Source organism: Streptomyces sp. NPDC003635 (assembly GCF_053587635.1).
On sequence record NZ_JBSFOK010000065.1, the window covers coordinates 22,742 to 38,370 of the forward strand.

The 15,629-nt window shown below is 69.0% G+C and carries 13 protein-coding genes; 6 read left to right on the forward strand and 7 right to left on the reverse strand.

What is annotated here, in order from left to right:
- Nucleotides 1-301: 301 nt before the first annotated feature.
- Nucleotides 302-1,306, forward strand: coding sequence for a mechanosensitive ion channel family protein (locus ACWDRW_RS36780; RefSeq protein WP_451731768.1), 1,005 nt, complete (start codon nt 302-304; stop codon nt 1,304-1,306).
- Nucleotides 1,307-1,706: 400 nt separating this feature from the next.
- A complete protein-coding gene (locus ACWDRW_RS36785; protein ID WP_451731771.1) occupies nt 1,707-2,534 on the forward strand; it encodes a class I SAM-dependent methyltransferase in 828 nt (275 codons plus the stop codon).
- A gap of 343 nt (nt 2,535-2,877) precedes the next feature.
- Here ACWDRW_RS36785 and ACWDRW_RS36790 read toward each other — a convergent pair whose 3' ends face one another.
- Nucleotides 2,878-4,557 (reverse strand): SpoIIE family protein phosphatase, encoded by a 1,680-nt coding sequence (locus ACWDRW_RS36790; RefSeq protein ID WP_451731774.1) that lies wholly within the window; start codon nt 4,555-4,557, stop codon nt 2,878-2,880.
- A gap of 291 nt (nt 4,558-4,848) precedes the next feature.
- Here ACWDRW_RS36790 and ACWDRW_RS36795 point away from each other — a divergent pair, with 291 nt between their 5' ends.
- Nucleotides 4,849-5,181, forward strand: coding sequence for a hypothetical protein (locus ACWDRW_RS36795; RefSeq protein ID WP_451731777.1), 333 nt, complete (start codon nt 4,849-4,851; stop codon nt 5,179-5,181).
- Between the two features lie 95 nt (nt 5,182-5,276).
- Here the strand turns inward: ACWDRW_RS36795 and ACWDRW_RS36800 are convergent, their stop codons facing one another.
- Nucleotides 5,277-6,263, reverse strand: a complete 987-nt coding sequence (locus ACWDRW_RS36800) for a hypothetical protein (RefSeq protein WP_451731780.1) — start codon at nt 6,261-6,263, stop codon at nt 5,277-5,279.
- Nucleotides 6,264-6,620: 357 nt separating this feature from the next.
- Between ACWDRW_RS36800 and ACWDRW_RS36805 the strand changes: the two genes are divergently transcribed.
- Nucleotides 6,621-7,244, forward strand: coding sequence for an RNA polymerase sigma factor (locus ACWDRW_RS36805; protein WP_451731783.1), 624 nt, complete (start codon nt 6,621-6,623; stop codon nt 7,242-7,244).
- Nucleotides 7,241-7,576, forward strand: a complete 336-nt coding sequence (locus ACWDRW_RS36810) for a hypothetical protein (RefSeq protein WP_451731786.1) — start codon at nt 7,241-7,243, stop codon at nt 7,574-7,576. The genes ACWDRW_RS36805 and ACWDRW_RS36810 overlap by 4 nt, the downstream gene beginning before the upstream one ends.
- A 134-nt stretch (nt 7,577-7,710) precedes the next feature.
- Here ACWDRW_RS36810 and ACWDRW_RS36815 read toward each other — a convergent pair whose 3' ends face one another.
- The 5 genes from ACWDRW_RS36815 to ACWDRW_RS36835 all read right to left on the reverse strand — a co-directional run bounded on the left by ACWDRW_RS36815 (nt 7,711) and on the right by ACWDRW_RS36835 (nt 13,443).
- Nucleotides 7,711-8,523 carry a DUF4440 domain-containing protein gene (locus ACWDRW_RS36815; protein WP_451731789.1) on the reverse strand — a complete coding sequence of 271 codons (813 nt, stop codon included), beginning with the start codon at nt 8,521-8,523 and terminating at the stop codon, nt 7,711-7,713.
- Complete coding sequence (locus ACWDRW_RS36820; RefSeq protein ID WP_451731792.1) at nt 8,465-9,370, reverse strand: helix-turn-helix domain-containing protein; 906 nt, start codon at nt 9,368-9,370, stop codon at nt 8,465-8,467. Before ACWDRW_RS36820 ends, ACWDRW_RS36815 begins: the two co-directional genes overlap by 59 nt.
- A gap of 306 nt (nt 9,371-9,676) precedes the next feature.
- Entirely contained in the window at nt 9,677-9,922 is a 246-nt protein-coding gene (locus ACWDRW_RS36825) for a DUF5133 domain-containing protein (RefSeq protein WP_451731804.1), read from the reverse strand.
- Between the two features lie 356 nt (nt 9,923-10,278).
- Nucleotides 10,279-10,779, reverse strand: coding sequence for an NUDIX hydrolase (locus tag ACWDRW_RS36830; RefSeq protein WP_451731795.1), 501 nt, complete (start codon nt 10,777-10,779; stop codon nt 10,279-10,281).
- Nucleotides 10,780-11,109: 330 nt separating this feature from the next.
- Complete coding sequence (locus tag ACWDRW_RS36835) at nt 11,110-13,443, reverse strand: ricin-type beta-trefoil lectin domain protein (protein WP_451731807.1); 2,334 nt, start codon at nt 13,441-13,443, stop codon at nt 11,110-11,112.
- A gap of 647 nt (nt 13,444-14,090) precedes the next feature.
- On the opposite strand from ACWDRW_RS36835, the gene ACWDRW_RS36840 reads away from it, so the two are divergent.
- Nucleotides 14,091-15,362 carry a cation:proton antiporter gene (locus ACWDRW_RS36840; protein ID WP_451731798.1) on the forward strand — a complete coding sequence of 424 codons (1,272 nt, stop codon included), beginning with the start codon at nt 14,091-14,093 and terminating at the stop codon, nt 15,360-15,362.
- Nucleotides 15,363-15,629: the final 267 nt, after the last annotated feature.

Below are 15,629 nucleotides of genomic sequence, written 5' to 3' on the forward strand. Positions count from 1 at the left end.
TCGGCCGGGGTCACAGGCTGCCCGCGGACCTGGCCGGTTGTGCCGATGTCCGTTCAGGGCCGGGGCGACGTCGACGGCGTCGACGGGGGACAGGTCACCGATGGTGCCGCTCACGAACGCGTAGCGGTGTCGAGCGCCGCTGCCGCAACGGCCGCGAGCAGGTCCGGTGGTCGTCGATCGGCGCGTGAATCAGAGGGTCCCGGCCATCGCACGGCCGCCCGCACGGAAGATCATGCTTGTTTCGAGAGTGGGTAGGCGCGGCCGACGAACCACCCGGTACGTCGAGAAATGGAGCCCTTCCTTGCTGACCGCACTCCCACCCGCAGAGCCGGGCCTGACCACCCGAGTACCGATGGCCGCCCCCTGGTCGGGCTGGGTCGGCGAACACACCAGCGCGTTGATCGGGATCCCGCTCCGGATCGCGTTGATCATCGCCGTCCTGGCCGTGCTCCGCTGGGTCGCCAAACGGGCCATCACCCGGATCGTCCGTCATGTCCTGGAACCTTCGGGCGGTGACGACGAGCGCAGGCCGCCCAGGGCAACGGGCAGGGGCCTGGTCGTCATGCACCGCGACCGTTCACTGGGCCGGAAGCGGCGCGAGCAACGTGCTCGCACCATCGGCTCGGTCCTCAGCAGCACCGTGACGATCATCCTGTCGCTGGTCGGCGTCGCCATGGTGCTCGATCAAGTGGGTATCGCTCTGGCGCCGCTGCTGGCCAGTGCGGGCGTGGTCGGCCTGGCCATCGGGTTCGGTGCCCAGAGCCTGGTCGCCGACTATCTGTCCGGACTGCTGATCATGGTTGAGGACCAGTACGGCGTCGGTGACTCGGTCGACCTCGGAGAGGCCGTCGGGGAAGTGGAGCACGTCGGTCTTCGGCTCACACATGTGCGGGACCTCAACGGCGGCCTCTGGCACATCCGCAACGGCGAGATTCTGCGCGTCCGTAACGACAGCCAGGACTGGGCCCGCGCCGTACTGGACGTTGCCGTGGCCTACGAAGCCAACCTCGACACCGTCTACCACGCGCTGGAGGAAGCAGGACACGCTCTGCGTCAGGACCCGGCGTACGCCGACCTCCTGCTCGAGGATCCCGTGGTGTGGGGTGTGCAGTCGCTGGACGCCGACGGCGTCATCGTGCGCCTCGCGGTCAAGACCGCTCCGCTGCAGCAGTGGGCCGTCACACGCGAACTGCGTCGCCGGGTCAAGGAAGCCCTCGACACCGCCGGCATCGACATCCCCTTCCCGCAGCGCACCATCTGGCTGCGAACGGATCCGGCAGAAGAAGCCGCGCCGTCGGTCCGGTGACGTCGGCGTGCACGACGATCGAGGCTGTGCTGTTTCCCGGAACCGCTGTGTGGAGGGCGGGAGTCAGCGACGGCTTCCCCGTCCTGGTCGCCGTGAAGGTCGCGCCGACGGCTCTCCAGGCCGGCTTCCGAAGCGCCTGGTGCAGCCGTCCCGATGTCGGACAGGGGCGGAACCGGTCCGGCGCAGCGGATCCTGCCCCTGCGCCGACCAAGTCAGGCTCATGGTGGCTCGAAGGTCGTAGTGCGATGAAGTCCTGTCCTCGGATGCGGCCGCCCCGCGGCGCCGGCCCGGCCCTGGAGCCCCCCGGCCAGTGGAATGGCTGCGTTCGGGTGGCGGGCGTCGCACCGGCACCTAGGCTCGAAGGAGGATGGCCCAGCACCGGACGTAGGAGGCGTGTGGCATGGCGGAGACGGCGGAGGCGCGTGAGGCGGACCGAGCGCTGAAGGCGAAGCACCGGACCATGTGGGCGCTGGGTGATTACCCGGCGGTGGCCCGGCAGGTCGTGGCAGGTCTCGGGCCGGCGCTGGTGGAGGCTTGCGCGGTCAAGGCGGGTGACCGGGTGCTGGATGTGGCCGCCGGGTCGGGGAACGCCGCCATTCCGGCCGCGCTGGCAGGCGGTGACGTGGTCGCCTCCGACCTCACGCCCGAACTGCTGGCCGTGGGCCGTGAGGAGGCCGAGGCCCGCGGTGCCACGCTGAGCTGGCAGGAGGCGGACGCCGAGGCGCTGCCGTTCGAGGACGGCTCCTTCGACACGGTGATGTCCTGCGTGGGCGTCATGTTCGCCCCGCACCACCAGGCCGCGGCCGACGAACTCGTGCGGGTGTGCCGATCCGGCGGCACCATCGGGCTGCTCAGCTGGACGCCCGAGGGGTTCATCGGGCAGATGTTCGCCACCATGAAGCCCTACGCCCCGCCGCCTCCCCCCGGAGCCCAGCCGCCGCCCCTGTGGGGGCAGGAGGAGCACGTGCGCGCGCTGCTCGGTGACCGCGTCACCGACGTCCAGGCGCGCCGCCAGACGATCCGTGTCGAGGCGTTCGGGGAGCCGGAGGAGTTCCGCGACTTCTTCAAGACCGTTTACGGGCCGACCATCGCGGTCTACCGCAACCTCGCCGACGACCCCGAGCGCAGCGCCGCCCTGGACGCCGCCCTCACCGACCTGGCGGGCGGCGCGTTGCGCGAGGGGGCCATGGAGTGGGAGTACCTGCTGCTGACGGCCCGCCGGGGCTGAGCGGTCGCCGGGTGACCCGGCAGGCACGGGTCCCACCGGCACAACCGGAGTACGGTCGGCGCGGGCTTCCACCGGCACAACCGGAATGCGACCGGCGCGGGCATCCGCCCGATGGCCTGCACCGGTGCCCGACGAAGTCCTCGGCGCCGTAGTTGTTCCGTCGTCTCCTCTTTGGGGCTCCACCACCCCGACCCCGGATTTCCGACCCCCAATCCTTCGCCGATTCCGCGACGGCCCCGCAGGACACCCTCCGCTCCCTTCCCCGACGCCGGTCGAGGGCTCGGGCAAGTCCCGCCGGGCGTGGGTGTCACAAGGCAGCCGCGGCAGCCACGGCATTGGCGGGCTAGCAAGCCCGGCTGGGGCCGAGTCGTACGGCCAGCAAGGCCACGTCGTCGTCGTTGTCCGGCGGGCGTGACCGGGCCAACAACTCGTCGGTGAAGGATTCCAGAGGGCGGTGGGCCAGGGACGCGGCGTTGCGGCGCAGGCGCTCTAGGCCCTCGTCCAGGATCCGCCCCGGCGACTCGATCAGGCCGTCGGTGTAGAGGACCAGGGTCGCCTCGGGAGGCAGTTCGGCTGTCGCGTCGGTTCGGCTCTGCTGCGGGGTGACGCCCAGGAGGATCCCATGGCCGTCGGTCAGATAGCGCGCGACGCCCTCACGGGTGACCAGCAGGGGTGGTGGATGCCCGGCGTTGGTCCAGGACAATTCACACCGGCCGGCCTCGTTGTCCTTCAGGCGGGCAAAGACCAGCGTGGCCATGGGTACCTCGATGATGTGCCGGGTCGCCTGGTCAAGCCATTCCACGATCTTGCTCGGCGGCTTCTGCTGGGAGGAGGCGTAAGCCCGGAGCATGTTGCGCAACTGGGCCATGCCCGCCGCAGCCTCCAGATCGTGGCCGACGACATCCCCCACGGCGAGTGCGATCGCCCCGTCCGCCAGCATGAACGCGTCGTACCAGTCACCGCCGACGTGGGAGGCGTCCGGCGCGGGCAGGTAGCGGGCGGTCATGCTGCGGTCGGGTGAACGCGGGAGCCTGGGCAGCAGATGGCGCTGCATGGTCTCGGCAACCTGCCGCTGGCGCTGGTAGAGGCGGGCATTCTCCAAGGCGAGGCTGGCGCGCCGGGCGATGTCCTCCACCAGGGCGGTGTCGGCCGCGGTGAACCGACCCGGCTGGTCGGCACGGCCGAGGGTGAGCGCACCCATCACGTCGTGCAGGCTGCGCAGGGGTACCAGGACGGCCGAGTGCATGCCGGTCGCCTGGAACAGGCGCCGCTGCTCCACCGCGATCCCGGAGTCGGGCGGACCCTGGTACGTCTCGGGACCCGCGAAGGAGGTCGCGACACCTCGAAGAGCGCGGGACAGGGGCATCAGGGACTCCTGCGGTACGGGCGGCATGGGCCCTTGGAGGTCCTCCCGGAACTTCACGATGCCGTCCTCGGCGTGGGCCACGGCGAACCGTGACACTTCGTCCCGCTCGCCGATCAGGTCGATCACGGCCCAGTCGGCGATGCGCGGCACGACGAGGCTGATGAGGCGGCGCAGCGCCTCGTGGATGTCCAGGGTCGAGGTGAGCAGCGTGGTCGTCTCGGCGAGCAGAGCAAGCCGTTCCAGTTCGGAGAGCCGCTTGCCGGCCGGTGGCCGCTCCTCGGTGCGCCCCAAGGGGTGGAAGAGGACGAGTGTGGCCGACGGACGGCTGCCGAGGTCGCAGGGAGCAGCCAGCCACCCTACCTGCAACAGCGTGCCGTCTCCGCGCTCGAGCCAGTCCTCACCCTGTTGTGTCCGCTCGTCGAGAACGCTCTCCCGCATACGGCACTGGGCTCTTGGTACGGACTCCCCGCGGCTGGTGCGGTGCAGCAGATCGTGGGCGTCCAGGCCGACGAGATCAGCGGCGGCGCGGGCCAGTATCTCCTCGCCGCACTTGTTGACGGCGATGATCAAACCCTGGTCGTCCGCCAGGTAAGCACCTGCTGCGAGGGTGTCGAGTGCCCTGGCAACCGCTTCTTGCGGACCCTCCAGGCCCATCATTGCTGCCCTCCGTCACTGAAGAAGACGCTGGGTGTCGCCCGCGGCTCGGGTTCCCCCAGGATCACGCGTGACCCTCGTGCCGGGCAAAGACGACGCAACCCGGTCCCTGAGCCCGCACGGCGGCCATGGCCCATCGTGAACCGACTGGCGCGATCATCGCCACTGCCACGCCCTGGGAAGCTCCACCCGGCCCAGTCCGCATTGAAACCTCGCGAACGGGAAGTCGGACAGGGCATGCCATGCCAGGGAAGGGAGCGCATCGTGATGATGTCTCACACGCTTGTGCATCAAGTGCTCGTCGTCACGATGCATGAAAACCCCGGCACGGACATGGGGACTGACCCTGTCGCCCGGATCAGCGACCTCGTCCACGCGTACCGACCGGCTTCGGTCGTGATCGTCCTTGCCCAGCCCGCCCCGGCTCCGGCGGCGCTGAGTGTGGTCCTGCGGGCTCACAGCTTGTGCAGCCGCCTCGACCTGGTGCTGTCCGTGGCAACGCACAGCGCTCCGGTACGACGCTTCCTCGCGGCCGGTGCGGATGGAGAGGCAGATATTCGCCTGGTCATCCATGCCCGCGCCGACATAGCGATCGCGACCGCCACCGCGCTGACCCCGGCAGTGTGAGACGTGCCGGCCTGTTCCTCGCCGAGCATCCGGAATCGTTGGCTCGGGCCGGTGGGGCCCCGCGCTGCGGATCCGTCCCCGGGTGGTTGCGCGGCTCAGAGGGGGCGCAGGGCAGCGTCGATCGGCTCCACGATGCCGTTGTGGGCACCAGGTGTCACGCGGTGGGCTCTGCCTACGGGGATGGGAGCCTGTTCTGCGACGCGGTGCAGTACGCGGAGGAAGTTCTTGTCCGCGGTCAGGAACACGTCGCAGTCCGGCAGGTAGGAGGCGTGCTGGACGTCGATGGGGTTGCCGTGGGTGACTTTCATGTCCTCCTGCACGGTGTCTGCCGCCCACCGGAGCCAGTTGCGCGGCATCAAAGCGCGTTCGACCTCGTACAGCCAGAAGCGGTTGAACGTCTCCCGTGAGGCGCACATGGCGCGGAGGTCCACTCGGGCGCCGACCCAGTCGGCATAGGTGGTGTCCTCGTGTGTGATCAGGGCCCTGCGCCAGGTCGCGAAGGCCTGCCAGTACACCTCCTGGTTGTACGGCCGCCATGCCGCGATCTTCTCGCCGGGCGCCCATCCGGCCTGCTGCTCGGCCGTGGTCTCCGCGCTGGGAGACATCGTGATCCGGGAGAGGTCGCTGAGATCGAAGCGGGCCTCGCGTACGCGCTCCCGCTGTTCCTTCTGGTTGTCCACGAGGACCTGGACCTTGCGAGCGGTGCGCCGGGCCGGCTCGGTGTCCCGCAAGCGGTCGTGATGCTCGACCGCCTCCCGCCAGAACCGCTTGGTCCAGTACGTGCGCCACGTCGCCTCGCGGCCGGTGTCCGGCACGGCCCGCATCCACTCCGGGTGCAGTCGGCGTACTTCGGAGATGACCTCGGCACTCTCCTGGTCGGCCTCGCTGCGCAGCCGTTCGTCGGTCGCGGTCGTGATGGCCTGGATGATCGCTGCCCGTATGTCCGAGCGGGGATGCTGCAGTACTTCCAGCAGCACACTCGGCGCGGTCACCACGCGGTGCCCGAGGGCGTGAGCGACCTTCCTGAACCGGTCCCCGGCCCGCTCGTCTCCCAGATAGGACCAGACGTTGTTGTCGAGCATGATCCTCACGCTGCGGTTCCCCCTCCAAAACCTGCCCGGTCCTGCTGCGGTCGCTCCGCGATGCTGCACCAGCCCAGACCAGCCTGCAAGGCGCGCACGAGCGCCAGTTGGCGTCCGCGCCGGGGCTGGAAAAGAGTTTGGTCGCAGGCGAATCCTTTTCGGATCTCCCCGCCTCTTGTCTGTGTACCGGCCGAACGGGCCGACAGAACTGGGAGGAACCACCAATGATGGTCGCTGGCCTCGTCGTGATCGGAGCGTTGCTCGTGGGTGCGTGCAGCTGGCACCTGATGCGGCGCTACAAGAGCCGAAGCTGACCAGTACCTGCCCGTAGGGCGCCTTCCGGGTAGGAGTCTTTGGATGAACCAACGTTTTACTTGGCCGGACGAGCGGCTGATCAAGGCCGCTCAGGACGGCGACGTCGCTTCGCTCACCACCGTCGTCATGGAATCGCAGCCGCATGTCCGCAGGTTCGCCCTGTCGCTGTGTTCCTCACCGCAGGACGCGGAGGACGCGGCGCAGGAGGCACTGATCGTCCTCTACCGGAAGATCGGCACGTTGCGCGCCACTGGAGCGCTCGCCTCATGGATGTTCCGGATCGTGCGCAACGAATGCCTCCGGCAGGTACGGCAGCTCGTCACGCGAGGCAACGAGGCAACAGCCGAACCGGACACGACAGCGCAGCCGTCCGCCGAGGACGCGGTGCTGCACAGGCTGGAGGCGGAGCGGATCGCGGCTGCGGTCAGCGCCCTTCCCCGTGACCTGCGGCAGATTCTGATCATGCGGGACGTGCAGGGCCTGCCCGGCAAGACGGTTGCCCATGCGCTCGGCTTGAGCAACGCCGCGATGAAGTCGCGCCTGCACAGAGCCCGCGCAGCACTGCGTCGATCTCTGGCCGTCGCAGACCAACCACTGGCCCAAGCCACCGATCAGGGACGCGATCAAGGTGTCGGCCAACCAGCCGGAGGAGTACGACGACCATGAACCTCGCGAACACCGTGAAGCCCGCGCAGGGCGCGAAGGCCCAGGCCGCTTTGCCGCAGAGGAACTTCGCCAGCAGTTCCGTCCCGCGCCATCTGGCGCGCGGCGCCATCGGTTTCGGGCTGATCATCGCCTCGATCGCCCTGATGCCCGTTGCGGGCCCGGCCACCCTGCTGGCCGCCCCGCTGGCCCTGATCGCCTTCCGCGGCTGCCCCACCTGCTGGATGGTCGGCCTGGCACAGACCATCTCCCTCGGCCGCCTGCAGCGCCAGTGTGACGACGGAGTTTGCACCCTCACCACAGCGCACACGGCAGCCAGCACCACGAACCGCTGACGGATCGGAGGTACTCGTCTGTGATGGGCGGCGGTTCGCTTGAGCCGGTGTGCGGCGGCGGGGGAGTCTGTTCGCTGCCGCACAGAGTTCTCAACAGCTGGACCTGAACGTCTTTGAGTCGCCGACCGGTGTGCTCAGGTGGACGCGGGCCGCGACTGCTCGACCGACGTCAGCTGGGTCAAGGCGCACCGCCACCGCTCTCCGTCCCATACGAAGACGTCGGTGGCCCATTCGTCCGCACTGAACGGCTCGCCCCGGTAGGCGCCGCTGTTGGTGCCGTGTGTCGTGACCAGCACCGTTGTGTCGGACGTCGCCGCGAAGTGCTCAAGGTCGAGGGTCATGGTGTCGTGAGTCAGGTCGCCGGAGGCAACCAGCTTGAGGAACCTCTGACCCGACGTGATGCCAGTGCCGGTGACGAACTTCCAGTCCGGAGCGACGAAGCGACCGATCGCCTCGGCGTCGTTGGCGACGATGGCGGCGGCCCAATCGTCGAGCAGAGCGGCGAAGGTCTCGCGATCGGCCTTCGGCGCCGCGCCGTCGCCCCGGTAGGTGCCGAAGCTCCAGAGGTTGCCCTCCCCGTCGCGGACGGTGAAGCCGCGTGAGCCGTAGTCCTCGTCGACAAGGCCACGAACCGTCTCGGCACCTGCGGCCACGGCTCGCTCGAAGAGCGTGTCGGGATCGTCGCACACGACGTAGATCGCATCGTTGCCCGGAGCACGTCGTCCCCAGGCGGACTCGTCCTTGGCGGACGTACCCAGCATCACGCCACCGCCGAGCGGCCAACGCAGCTCGGCATGCTCGATAACCGACGGGTCGTCCTCGCGGGCGTAGACCGCGGTCTCCTGGAAGCCGAGGACGTCGGTCAGAAAGGCGATCGCGCCGCGCGCGTCACGGTAGGTCAGGCACGGCCAGACGCCGGCTGTCGTGGGGGTGCTGTTTGCGTTCATGCAATGACGATGCCCCGGCGCCGACGGGGCTGTCTTGGACGGATGGAACATCACCCGCGAGCAGCTCGGTCGGCGTGCAGCCGGCCAGCGCGGCGAATTCCCGGGTCAGATGTGACTGGTCGTAGTACCCACACGCAGCCGCCACCTGGGCGAAAGACACGAAAGGCGGCGAGCGTCGCAGCATCTGCTGGGCTCGCTCGAACCGCACCACTCGGGCCGCGAGTTTCGGTGTCAGGCCGAACTCGCTGCGGAAGCGGCGGGCGAGGTGCTGGCGGCTCCACCCGCTCTCCTCGGCCAGGTCACGCACGGTCACCCCGCCGTGGGAAGCGACCACCGTTTCCCACGCGAAGCGGAGCTCGGGCGCCGGCGTGCCGTCCCCGGTCATGCGGCCGAGCAGGGCGTCGCAGACGGCGAATCGGTGCTCCCAGCCGGCGGTGGTCTGTAGGCGTTCCCGCAGCTCGCGGCCGATGGGCCCGACCACCTCCCCGAGCTCGACCGAGAGGTTCCACAGCTCACCCGCAGGCATGCCGAACAGGGCCCGGCTGCCGAGCGGCGTCAGCTCGACCGCCACGCCCTCCTGGTCGCCGTCGTGGGAGATCAGTGCCGCGGTGGCCTGGAGGCCGCTGAGCACGCACCCGTAGTGCTGTGGCGACTGCGCCGGATCCGTCTGGGCCACGACGTCGATGTCGTCGCCGATGCTGACGATGAATGTCATATGGCGCGACGGCAGGCCGCGGTGCAGACCCGGCGGAAACCCCGTGAGCCGGTAGCCGCAGTAGCTTTCGATGAACGGCCGCAGCGGCGGCATGGGTGCGGCCGACACCCACTCCTCACACCGCTCCACCATCCCAAAAGTGTACAAGCCGAGCCTCACCGAGGGGTTCGGCGTGCGGTGCCGGAGACTGCGCAGTACGGATGGGGTCGACCTCGCGCTGAGACAGCGGGTCCGCCCGCGTCATCGCTCGCCAGCTACATGCGCAGGAGGCAGGGATTGGTGTCCTGGTTGTGGTGCCAGGATGTCGTCACCCGGAGCAGACGTCTGCCGACCAAGTCCTCAGCGTTGATCATCCGTCGATGCTGACACGGCCTTTGCCGACTCGGCACTGGTTTGCAGGAGCGCCGGGCCGGGTGTGGGCTTGGTGGCTGCTGCCGGTCAGGCTGCCAGACGCTGGTTCGCCCTGCCGGCTGCCAGACGGTCCGCCCGCATTTTGTCCAGCAGAACGTCGGCGGCCTTGAGGGCCTCGCCCACCGAAGGTGTGCCGGTCATGACGCACAGGGTGTGGGAGGTGTCCTCCAGCTCTCGGCTTGAGTGACCGGTGGGATGCAGGTCGTGGCGGAACCGGGCCTCGGCGAAGCGCGCCAGCACGGCGCGCAGTTCCTTCTCCGCGGGCAGCATCACGGCGAGAACCCTTTCCTCCGGGTCGGCGGGCCGTTGCACCTGGCGCCGCCGTACCTGTTGCGGCGGCGCGGTGCTCGGCGCCACCCACAGCATTTACGTTCCTACGGCGGCCCTTGTGCCCCGGGCCGGTCACTCTATGCGCGCTTCGTACAGGACGGTCGCCACGGCGTGAGACGGCGTGGCGGACGCGGCGCGGGCGGCTGCGCAGGCGAGAGTGAGGGCTGTCCAAGGGGGCGGGTGACGGGATCGGCGGGAGGAAACATGGTGGCGACGGCACCGACTCCTACTGCGATCAATCCCGCCCGAGCCGAACGGCAGTCGCTGGGGTGAGTGGACCGTCCGAGAGGCGAGAAGGGTCAGGACTGCGCGGTCCGGAACGCGAGAAGCCGCACGTAGGCTTCGTGGCTGTCGGGAGTGAAGTGCCACTCCAGCAGGGCCGCTTGTAGCTCCGGTTCGGTCAGCCAGCCATGCCAGGCGACCTCATCGGGATCGGGGGTCACCGCGTTCGGAATCACGGCTTCATGTACGCCGAGCCAGTGAGGGCTCAGGCCGCTGCGGTTGATGAACTTGAACGCCAAGCGCGGCAGGGCACGGATGCCCAGCTCTTCGGCCAGCTCCCGGGCGGCAGCCTGTTCATAGGACTCGCCAACGCCCGCGGCGCCACCGACCATGACCTCGTAGCGCCCGGGGAAGCGCGCCAGCTGCTCCGACCGCCGATGGACGAGGATCCGACCACCCTCGTCACGGCACACCGTCGAGGCGATGCGGTGCAGCCAGCCCTCCCGGACGGCCTGTCGACGGGTGACCACTCCCAGGACATGGTCGTGACTGTTGACACGCTCCACCAGTTCGTTCACGAAGCACACCCTGACAGAGCCCACTGACAACGCCGCGTCGCAACGTGCCTGCCCAGAGCACGCAGGCTCCGGGGCGAGCGGCCCGCTCATAGCGAACGCAGAACCCCGATGGGCTGGCGCTTCGCCCGAGGCGGTGGCCGAGCTTGAGGCCACGGCGGGGCATCCGATGCCGCACCTCAAGCGGGGCGAGAGTAGCGCGGAAGACCGCCTGAACGTGCCTCTGCAGAAGGCTTGTTGTGCGGTCGGGCGCATCGGTGGCGGGACTCCGGAATCCCCGACGGGACACCGGAGCCCGCGTTCAGCGGCACCGCTCGGAGGGCGGTTCATTGGTCAGGGCAGGGTCCATTTCTGGTTGGGGCCGGTGTGGCAGGTCCACAGGTGGACCGGGGTGCCGTCGTTCCAGGTGCCTCCGGAGGCGTCGAGGCACTTGGCGGACTGCGGGTTGCGCATGGTTCCGTCGGGTTGGGGCTGCCAGGTCTGGGCGCCGGAACTGTTGCAGGTCCACAGCTGGACCTTCGTACCGTCGGCACTCCCGCCGCCGGACACGTCCAGACACTTGCCCAGAGCCCGTACGGTTCCGTCGCCCGGCAGGGGCCACTTCTGGGCGCCGGTGCTGTTGCAGGTCCACAGCTGGATCTTCGTGCCGTCGGCGGTCTGGGAGTTGTCGACGTCGAGGCACTTGCCGTTGACGCCCTTGACCTCGCCCGTCCGGGACGTCGCGCTGGGGATCTCGTTGAGCGTGTACCACGCCTCGGTGCTCCACAGCCCCTCACCGTCGGCCGAGCTGAACGGCCGGGGCGATCGGACGTGGACGACCCGGTCGCTCTTGAGACCGGGAATCGTCAGCGTGACGGTCTTGCGGTCGCTGGAGAGTGCGGCCGCCTGCGCGGTGAGCGTCTCCTCGTCGACCTTGGGTCCGCCGTACGAGGCCGTCGGTACGTAACGCCACTGCTTGATCTTGTACCGCTTGGCCAGCTCTGCCGCCGTTTCCGTCGACAACGGCTGGGTGTAATCCAGTTCGAAGCCGCCGGGCACCGCACGCATGGCGCGGATGTCGAAGCCGTTCTTGCCGTTGGGCGTCAGCTTCTGCAGCCCGTGGGCGAGCTTGCCCTCCTGGCCCCAGTTGCCGCCCGCGCCCAGCCCGCCGGCATACAGGGCACCGTCGGGGCCGATGCTGATGCGGGTGACACCGGCTTCCAGGCCCTGGGTCATACGGAAGACGGCGCCCTGGTATTCCCCGCCGACCTTCTCCAGGTACGCCCGCTGGATGCCGCCGTAGGTGACGTCACCGAAGAGCATCTGCCCGGCGAACGGGCCCTCCTTGAGCTGCAGCGGGGTGCTGGGGGAGTTGGCGATCTCGTTCTGCGGCAGCCACAGCACCGGCTTGGTCACCGGCTGGGTGTCGAACGGGCCGTCAGGGTTGGTGTGGTGGTTGAAGAACCGGCCCTGTTTGATGTGCACGAGTTTGGAGGAGGGCAGCCAGCCGCCCTGGTTGTCCGTGACGAACATGTCACCGTCGGGGCCCCAGCCGATGCCGTTGGGCGTGCGCAGTCCGCCGGCGATGTACGACACCTCTCCGGTCGCCTTGCTCACCTTGATCGTGGTACCGCGGTTGGCGGCGGGCTGCGGATCGGTCGTCGCGCCGCCGTAGTTGATGGAGACCGACAGGTTCAGATAGAAGAATCCGTCCTTGTACAGCAGGCCGAAGGCGAACTCGTGGAAGTTGCCGCCGAAGGGCCAGGTCGCCACGCGCCGGTACCGGTCGGTGACTTCGTCGCCGTTGGTGTCGTTCAGCTCGGTCAGCTCGTGCTTCTGGGAGATGTAGAGCTTGCCGTCGACGTACTTGATGCCCATCGGCTCCTTCAGGCCCGTGGCCACCTTCTTCGCCGTCACCTTGTCGGGTCCCGTGGAGCCGGTGACGTTGCTCAGCAGGTAGACCTCGCCCGCGGTGTTGTTGCTGCCGCCCCAAGTGGCCACCGCCAGGCGGCCGTCCGGGAGCCAGTCCATCGCGGAGACCTGCGGTTCGAAGCCGTTCGGCCGCAGATTGGTGAGGGTGTAGTTCGGGTGTACCCCGGTCAGCGGCAGACCGTCGCCGGGGGAGTCCGCGCCCGCCTCGCACTCCTTGCGGCCCGGTGAGGTCACCCGCACGACGTCGGCATCCGTGCTGAGCACCGAGTTCGGTACGACGCTGAAGCCGGGGGCGTCCGGCGGTTTCCAGGCGAGCGTGAGCTGCTGGCCGCCGTCACGTTCGAAGTGCTCGATACGAAGGGAGTGGTAACCGGCCGTCAGGTTGACCGTGCCGTCCTTCGGTTCCGCTCCGTGGAGGCCGTCGTGGTTGATGACCAGTTGGTCGTCGATCCACAGACGGGAGCCGTCGTCGCTGGTGAGGCGGAAGGTGTAGCTGCCGGCCCGGGAGGCGCTGAGGTTGCCGATGACATGGGTGACGAAGTGTGTCTCGAGGCCGAACTGGTCGGCGGAGGACCAGTCGATCACCGGCATGAGTTTGTCGATGTTCGGGGTCTGCCCCGGCTTCAGGGTGCAGATCTCGTTCAGCGGCGCCTGGATGTCGAAGACGCGCAGGGTGACGCCCGGTTCCTGCGGAGGCAGATCGGCCGCGGCCGTATCGTCCGCGATGCCCGGGGACGCGGACAGACCGATCGTCAATAACGAGGCGATGAGCGTTCCGGCCAGGCGTCTGCCCAACCGACGGGGATACAGCCGTGGTTCCACGTGACCTCCTGACGGCCCCTCGGGCATGAGGGACTCGATCGGGTAAGTGAGGGATCCACCGCTGCCGGGGCGCGCCGTCGCCCCGGATACGGGGGGTGTGTGCGACCGGGTGGCGCATGAGGCTTGTCCCGTCGCGTCGGACACAGTAGGGACTTCTTCTGGTGTCGTCCATGCTTTGTCATCGACGCGTACAAAGTTCTGGACGGCTCAAAGAAGCCTTGTGAGGCAGCGCGCGGCACTCCCCGCTCCGGGTGAGTCGTAGGCGAGGAACCACTGGTTCCTGGCGGAAGCGGTCATGCGCGGCATGAACGTTCCCGTCCGGGGTCGGCGGGGCGTCGCCGCCCGGCGTCCCGTGACTGGACTCAGGTTCCGCTCGCAGGCGACGAGCGGAAGCACCCGTGCGGAGCTCGGTTACTGCTGCAACTGAGGGACGTGCCAGATGCTGGGGGTGGGCCGAGGCGTTTGCAGGGTACGCGGGGCCGGGGCAGTGGTCCTCAGAGTGACCGGAGCGGCTGGTGTGCCGTCGTCCCGTGCGGCGCAGCGACGGCGCCGGTGGGCGGAGCGAAGGAGAGAGCAGCGCGGTGACGATCAGCGACGCCGTTTTCGCATGGCTTGGGACGGGTGCCCTCCTCGCGGCGGTGCTGCCGCGGGTGGTCGCCGGCCGACCGCTGTCGCTTCCCCTCGTCTTTCTCGTGGGCGGCATTGGCGTGTACCTGTTGCCGTTGCCGCTGCCAGTGGTCGACCCGGTGGCCGACCGGCTGATGGCGGAGCACATCACGGAAACCTGCGTGATCATCGCTCTGATGGGTGCCGGGCTGGCACTCAACCGGCCCGTGGGATGGCGTCGATGGGCCGCGACATGGCGTCTGCTGAGCGTCACGATGCCGCTGACCGTGGCCTTCACCGCCCTCACGGCCTGGTGGCTGCTTGACTGGCCGCCTGCGGCGGCGCTGCTGTTGGCTGCGGTCCTCGCTCCCACCGATCCAGTGCTCGCCGCGGAGGTTCGGGTGGGCGAGCCGACCGAGGACGAGCACGACGAGGACGAGGTGCGGCTTGCTCTGACGAGCGAGGCGGGCCTGAACGACGGTCTGGCGTTCCCCCTTACCTACGCGGCGGTCGCCCTGGCGGCGGCAGCCGGAGGAGGCTGGTCCGCGGACTGGGTGGGCGGGTGGGTGCTGAAAGACGTCTCGCTCAAGTGCGCCATCGGGTTGCTGAGCGGCTGGCTCATCGGCCGGCTGCTGGGCTGGCTGTTCTTCCAGACCAGCTCACCGGTGCTGCGGTTGTCCGAGCACCGGGAGGGGTTCGTGGCTCTGGGCGCCACGTTCCTGGCCTATGGCGTGACCGAACTGCTGCAGGGATACGGCTTCCTCGCCGTGTTCGTCACCGCCTGCTCGATCCGGGCCGAGGAACGTGCTGCCGGTTTTCACAACGTCCTGCACGACTTCGTCGAACAAGTCGAGCGGCTGTTCACCGCTGTGCTGCTGTTTCTGCTGGGGGCCTTCATCGCTCTGGGCGGTCTGGACTCGCTGACCTGGCAAGGAATGGCGACGGGGCTGATCCTGCTGCTCGTCATCCGGCCACTGTCCGGGTGGATCGGCCTGCTCGGCAGCCGGATGCGGCAGAGCGAGCGCTGGGTGACCGCCGCCTATGGCATTCGGGGCATCGGTTCGCTCTACTACGTCGCCTACGCCCTCGGGCAGCACAGCTTTCCCGTATCGGCGGAAGAGCTGTGGGCGGTGGTGACGTTCACCGTGCTCGCCTCCGTGGTCCTGCACGGTGTCACGGCCGGCCCGGTCGTCAAACGCCTGGACCGGCTGCGCGGAACCACGCCTCCACACCCGTATGGCGGATAGGTCGACGACGGCGATCTGCGCGGCTCCCGCGATCAGCCGAGGCACCGGTTCGCCGTCTCTGCGACCAGGAGCCGGCCCAGACCACCGTCTACCGCCCCCGGCGACCCGGCTCCTGAGCGGGTCCGTACCCACCTCGCGCCTTGGTGGCTACGGGCCCGCTCACCCGTTCAAGCAGGTCAGCGATCCAGCGCACCTTCGGTGCGCGCCGGGGGCGTGGTAAATGCCGTGGCGTGCGCCGGGGGTGCTTCTGTCTGCCCTGACGGAGGT

Excerpts from the sequence above, each read along its gene's own strand:
- ACWDRW_RS36785 (WP_451731771.1), top strand. The coding sequence starts at position 1,707 with ATGGCGGAGACGGCGGAGGCGCGTGAGGCGGACCGAGCGCTGAAGGCG.
- ACWDRW_RS36790 (WP_451731774.1), bottom strand. The coding sequence starts at position 4,557 with ATGATGGGCCTGGAGGGTCCGCAAGAAGCGGTTGCCAGGGCACTCGAC.
- ACWDRW_RS36800 (WP_451731780.1), bottom strand. The coding sequence starts at position 6,263 with ATGCTCGACAACAACGTCTGGTCCTATCTGGGAGACGAGCGGGCCGGG.
- ACWDRW_RS36805 (WP_451731783.1), top strand. The coding sequence starts at position 6,621 with ATGAACCAACGTTTTACTTGGCCGGACGAGCGGCTGATCAAGGCCGCT.
- ACWDRW_RS36810 (WP_451731786.1), top strand. The coding sequence starts at position 7,241 with ATGAACCTCGCGAACACCGTGAAGCCCGCGCAGGGCGCGAAGGCCCAG.
- ACWDRW_RS36815 (WP_451731789.1), bottom strand. The coding sequence starts at position 8,523 with ATGAACGCAAACAGCACCCCCACGACAGCCGGCGTCTGGCCGTGCCTG.
- ACWDRW_RS36820 (WP_451731792.1), bottom strand. The coding sequence starts at position 9,370 with ATGGTGGAGCGGTGTGAGGAGTGGGTGTCGGCCGCACCCATGCCGCCG.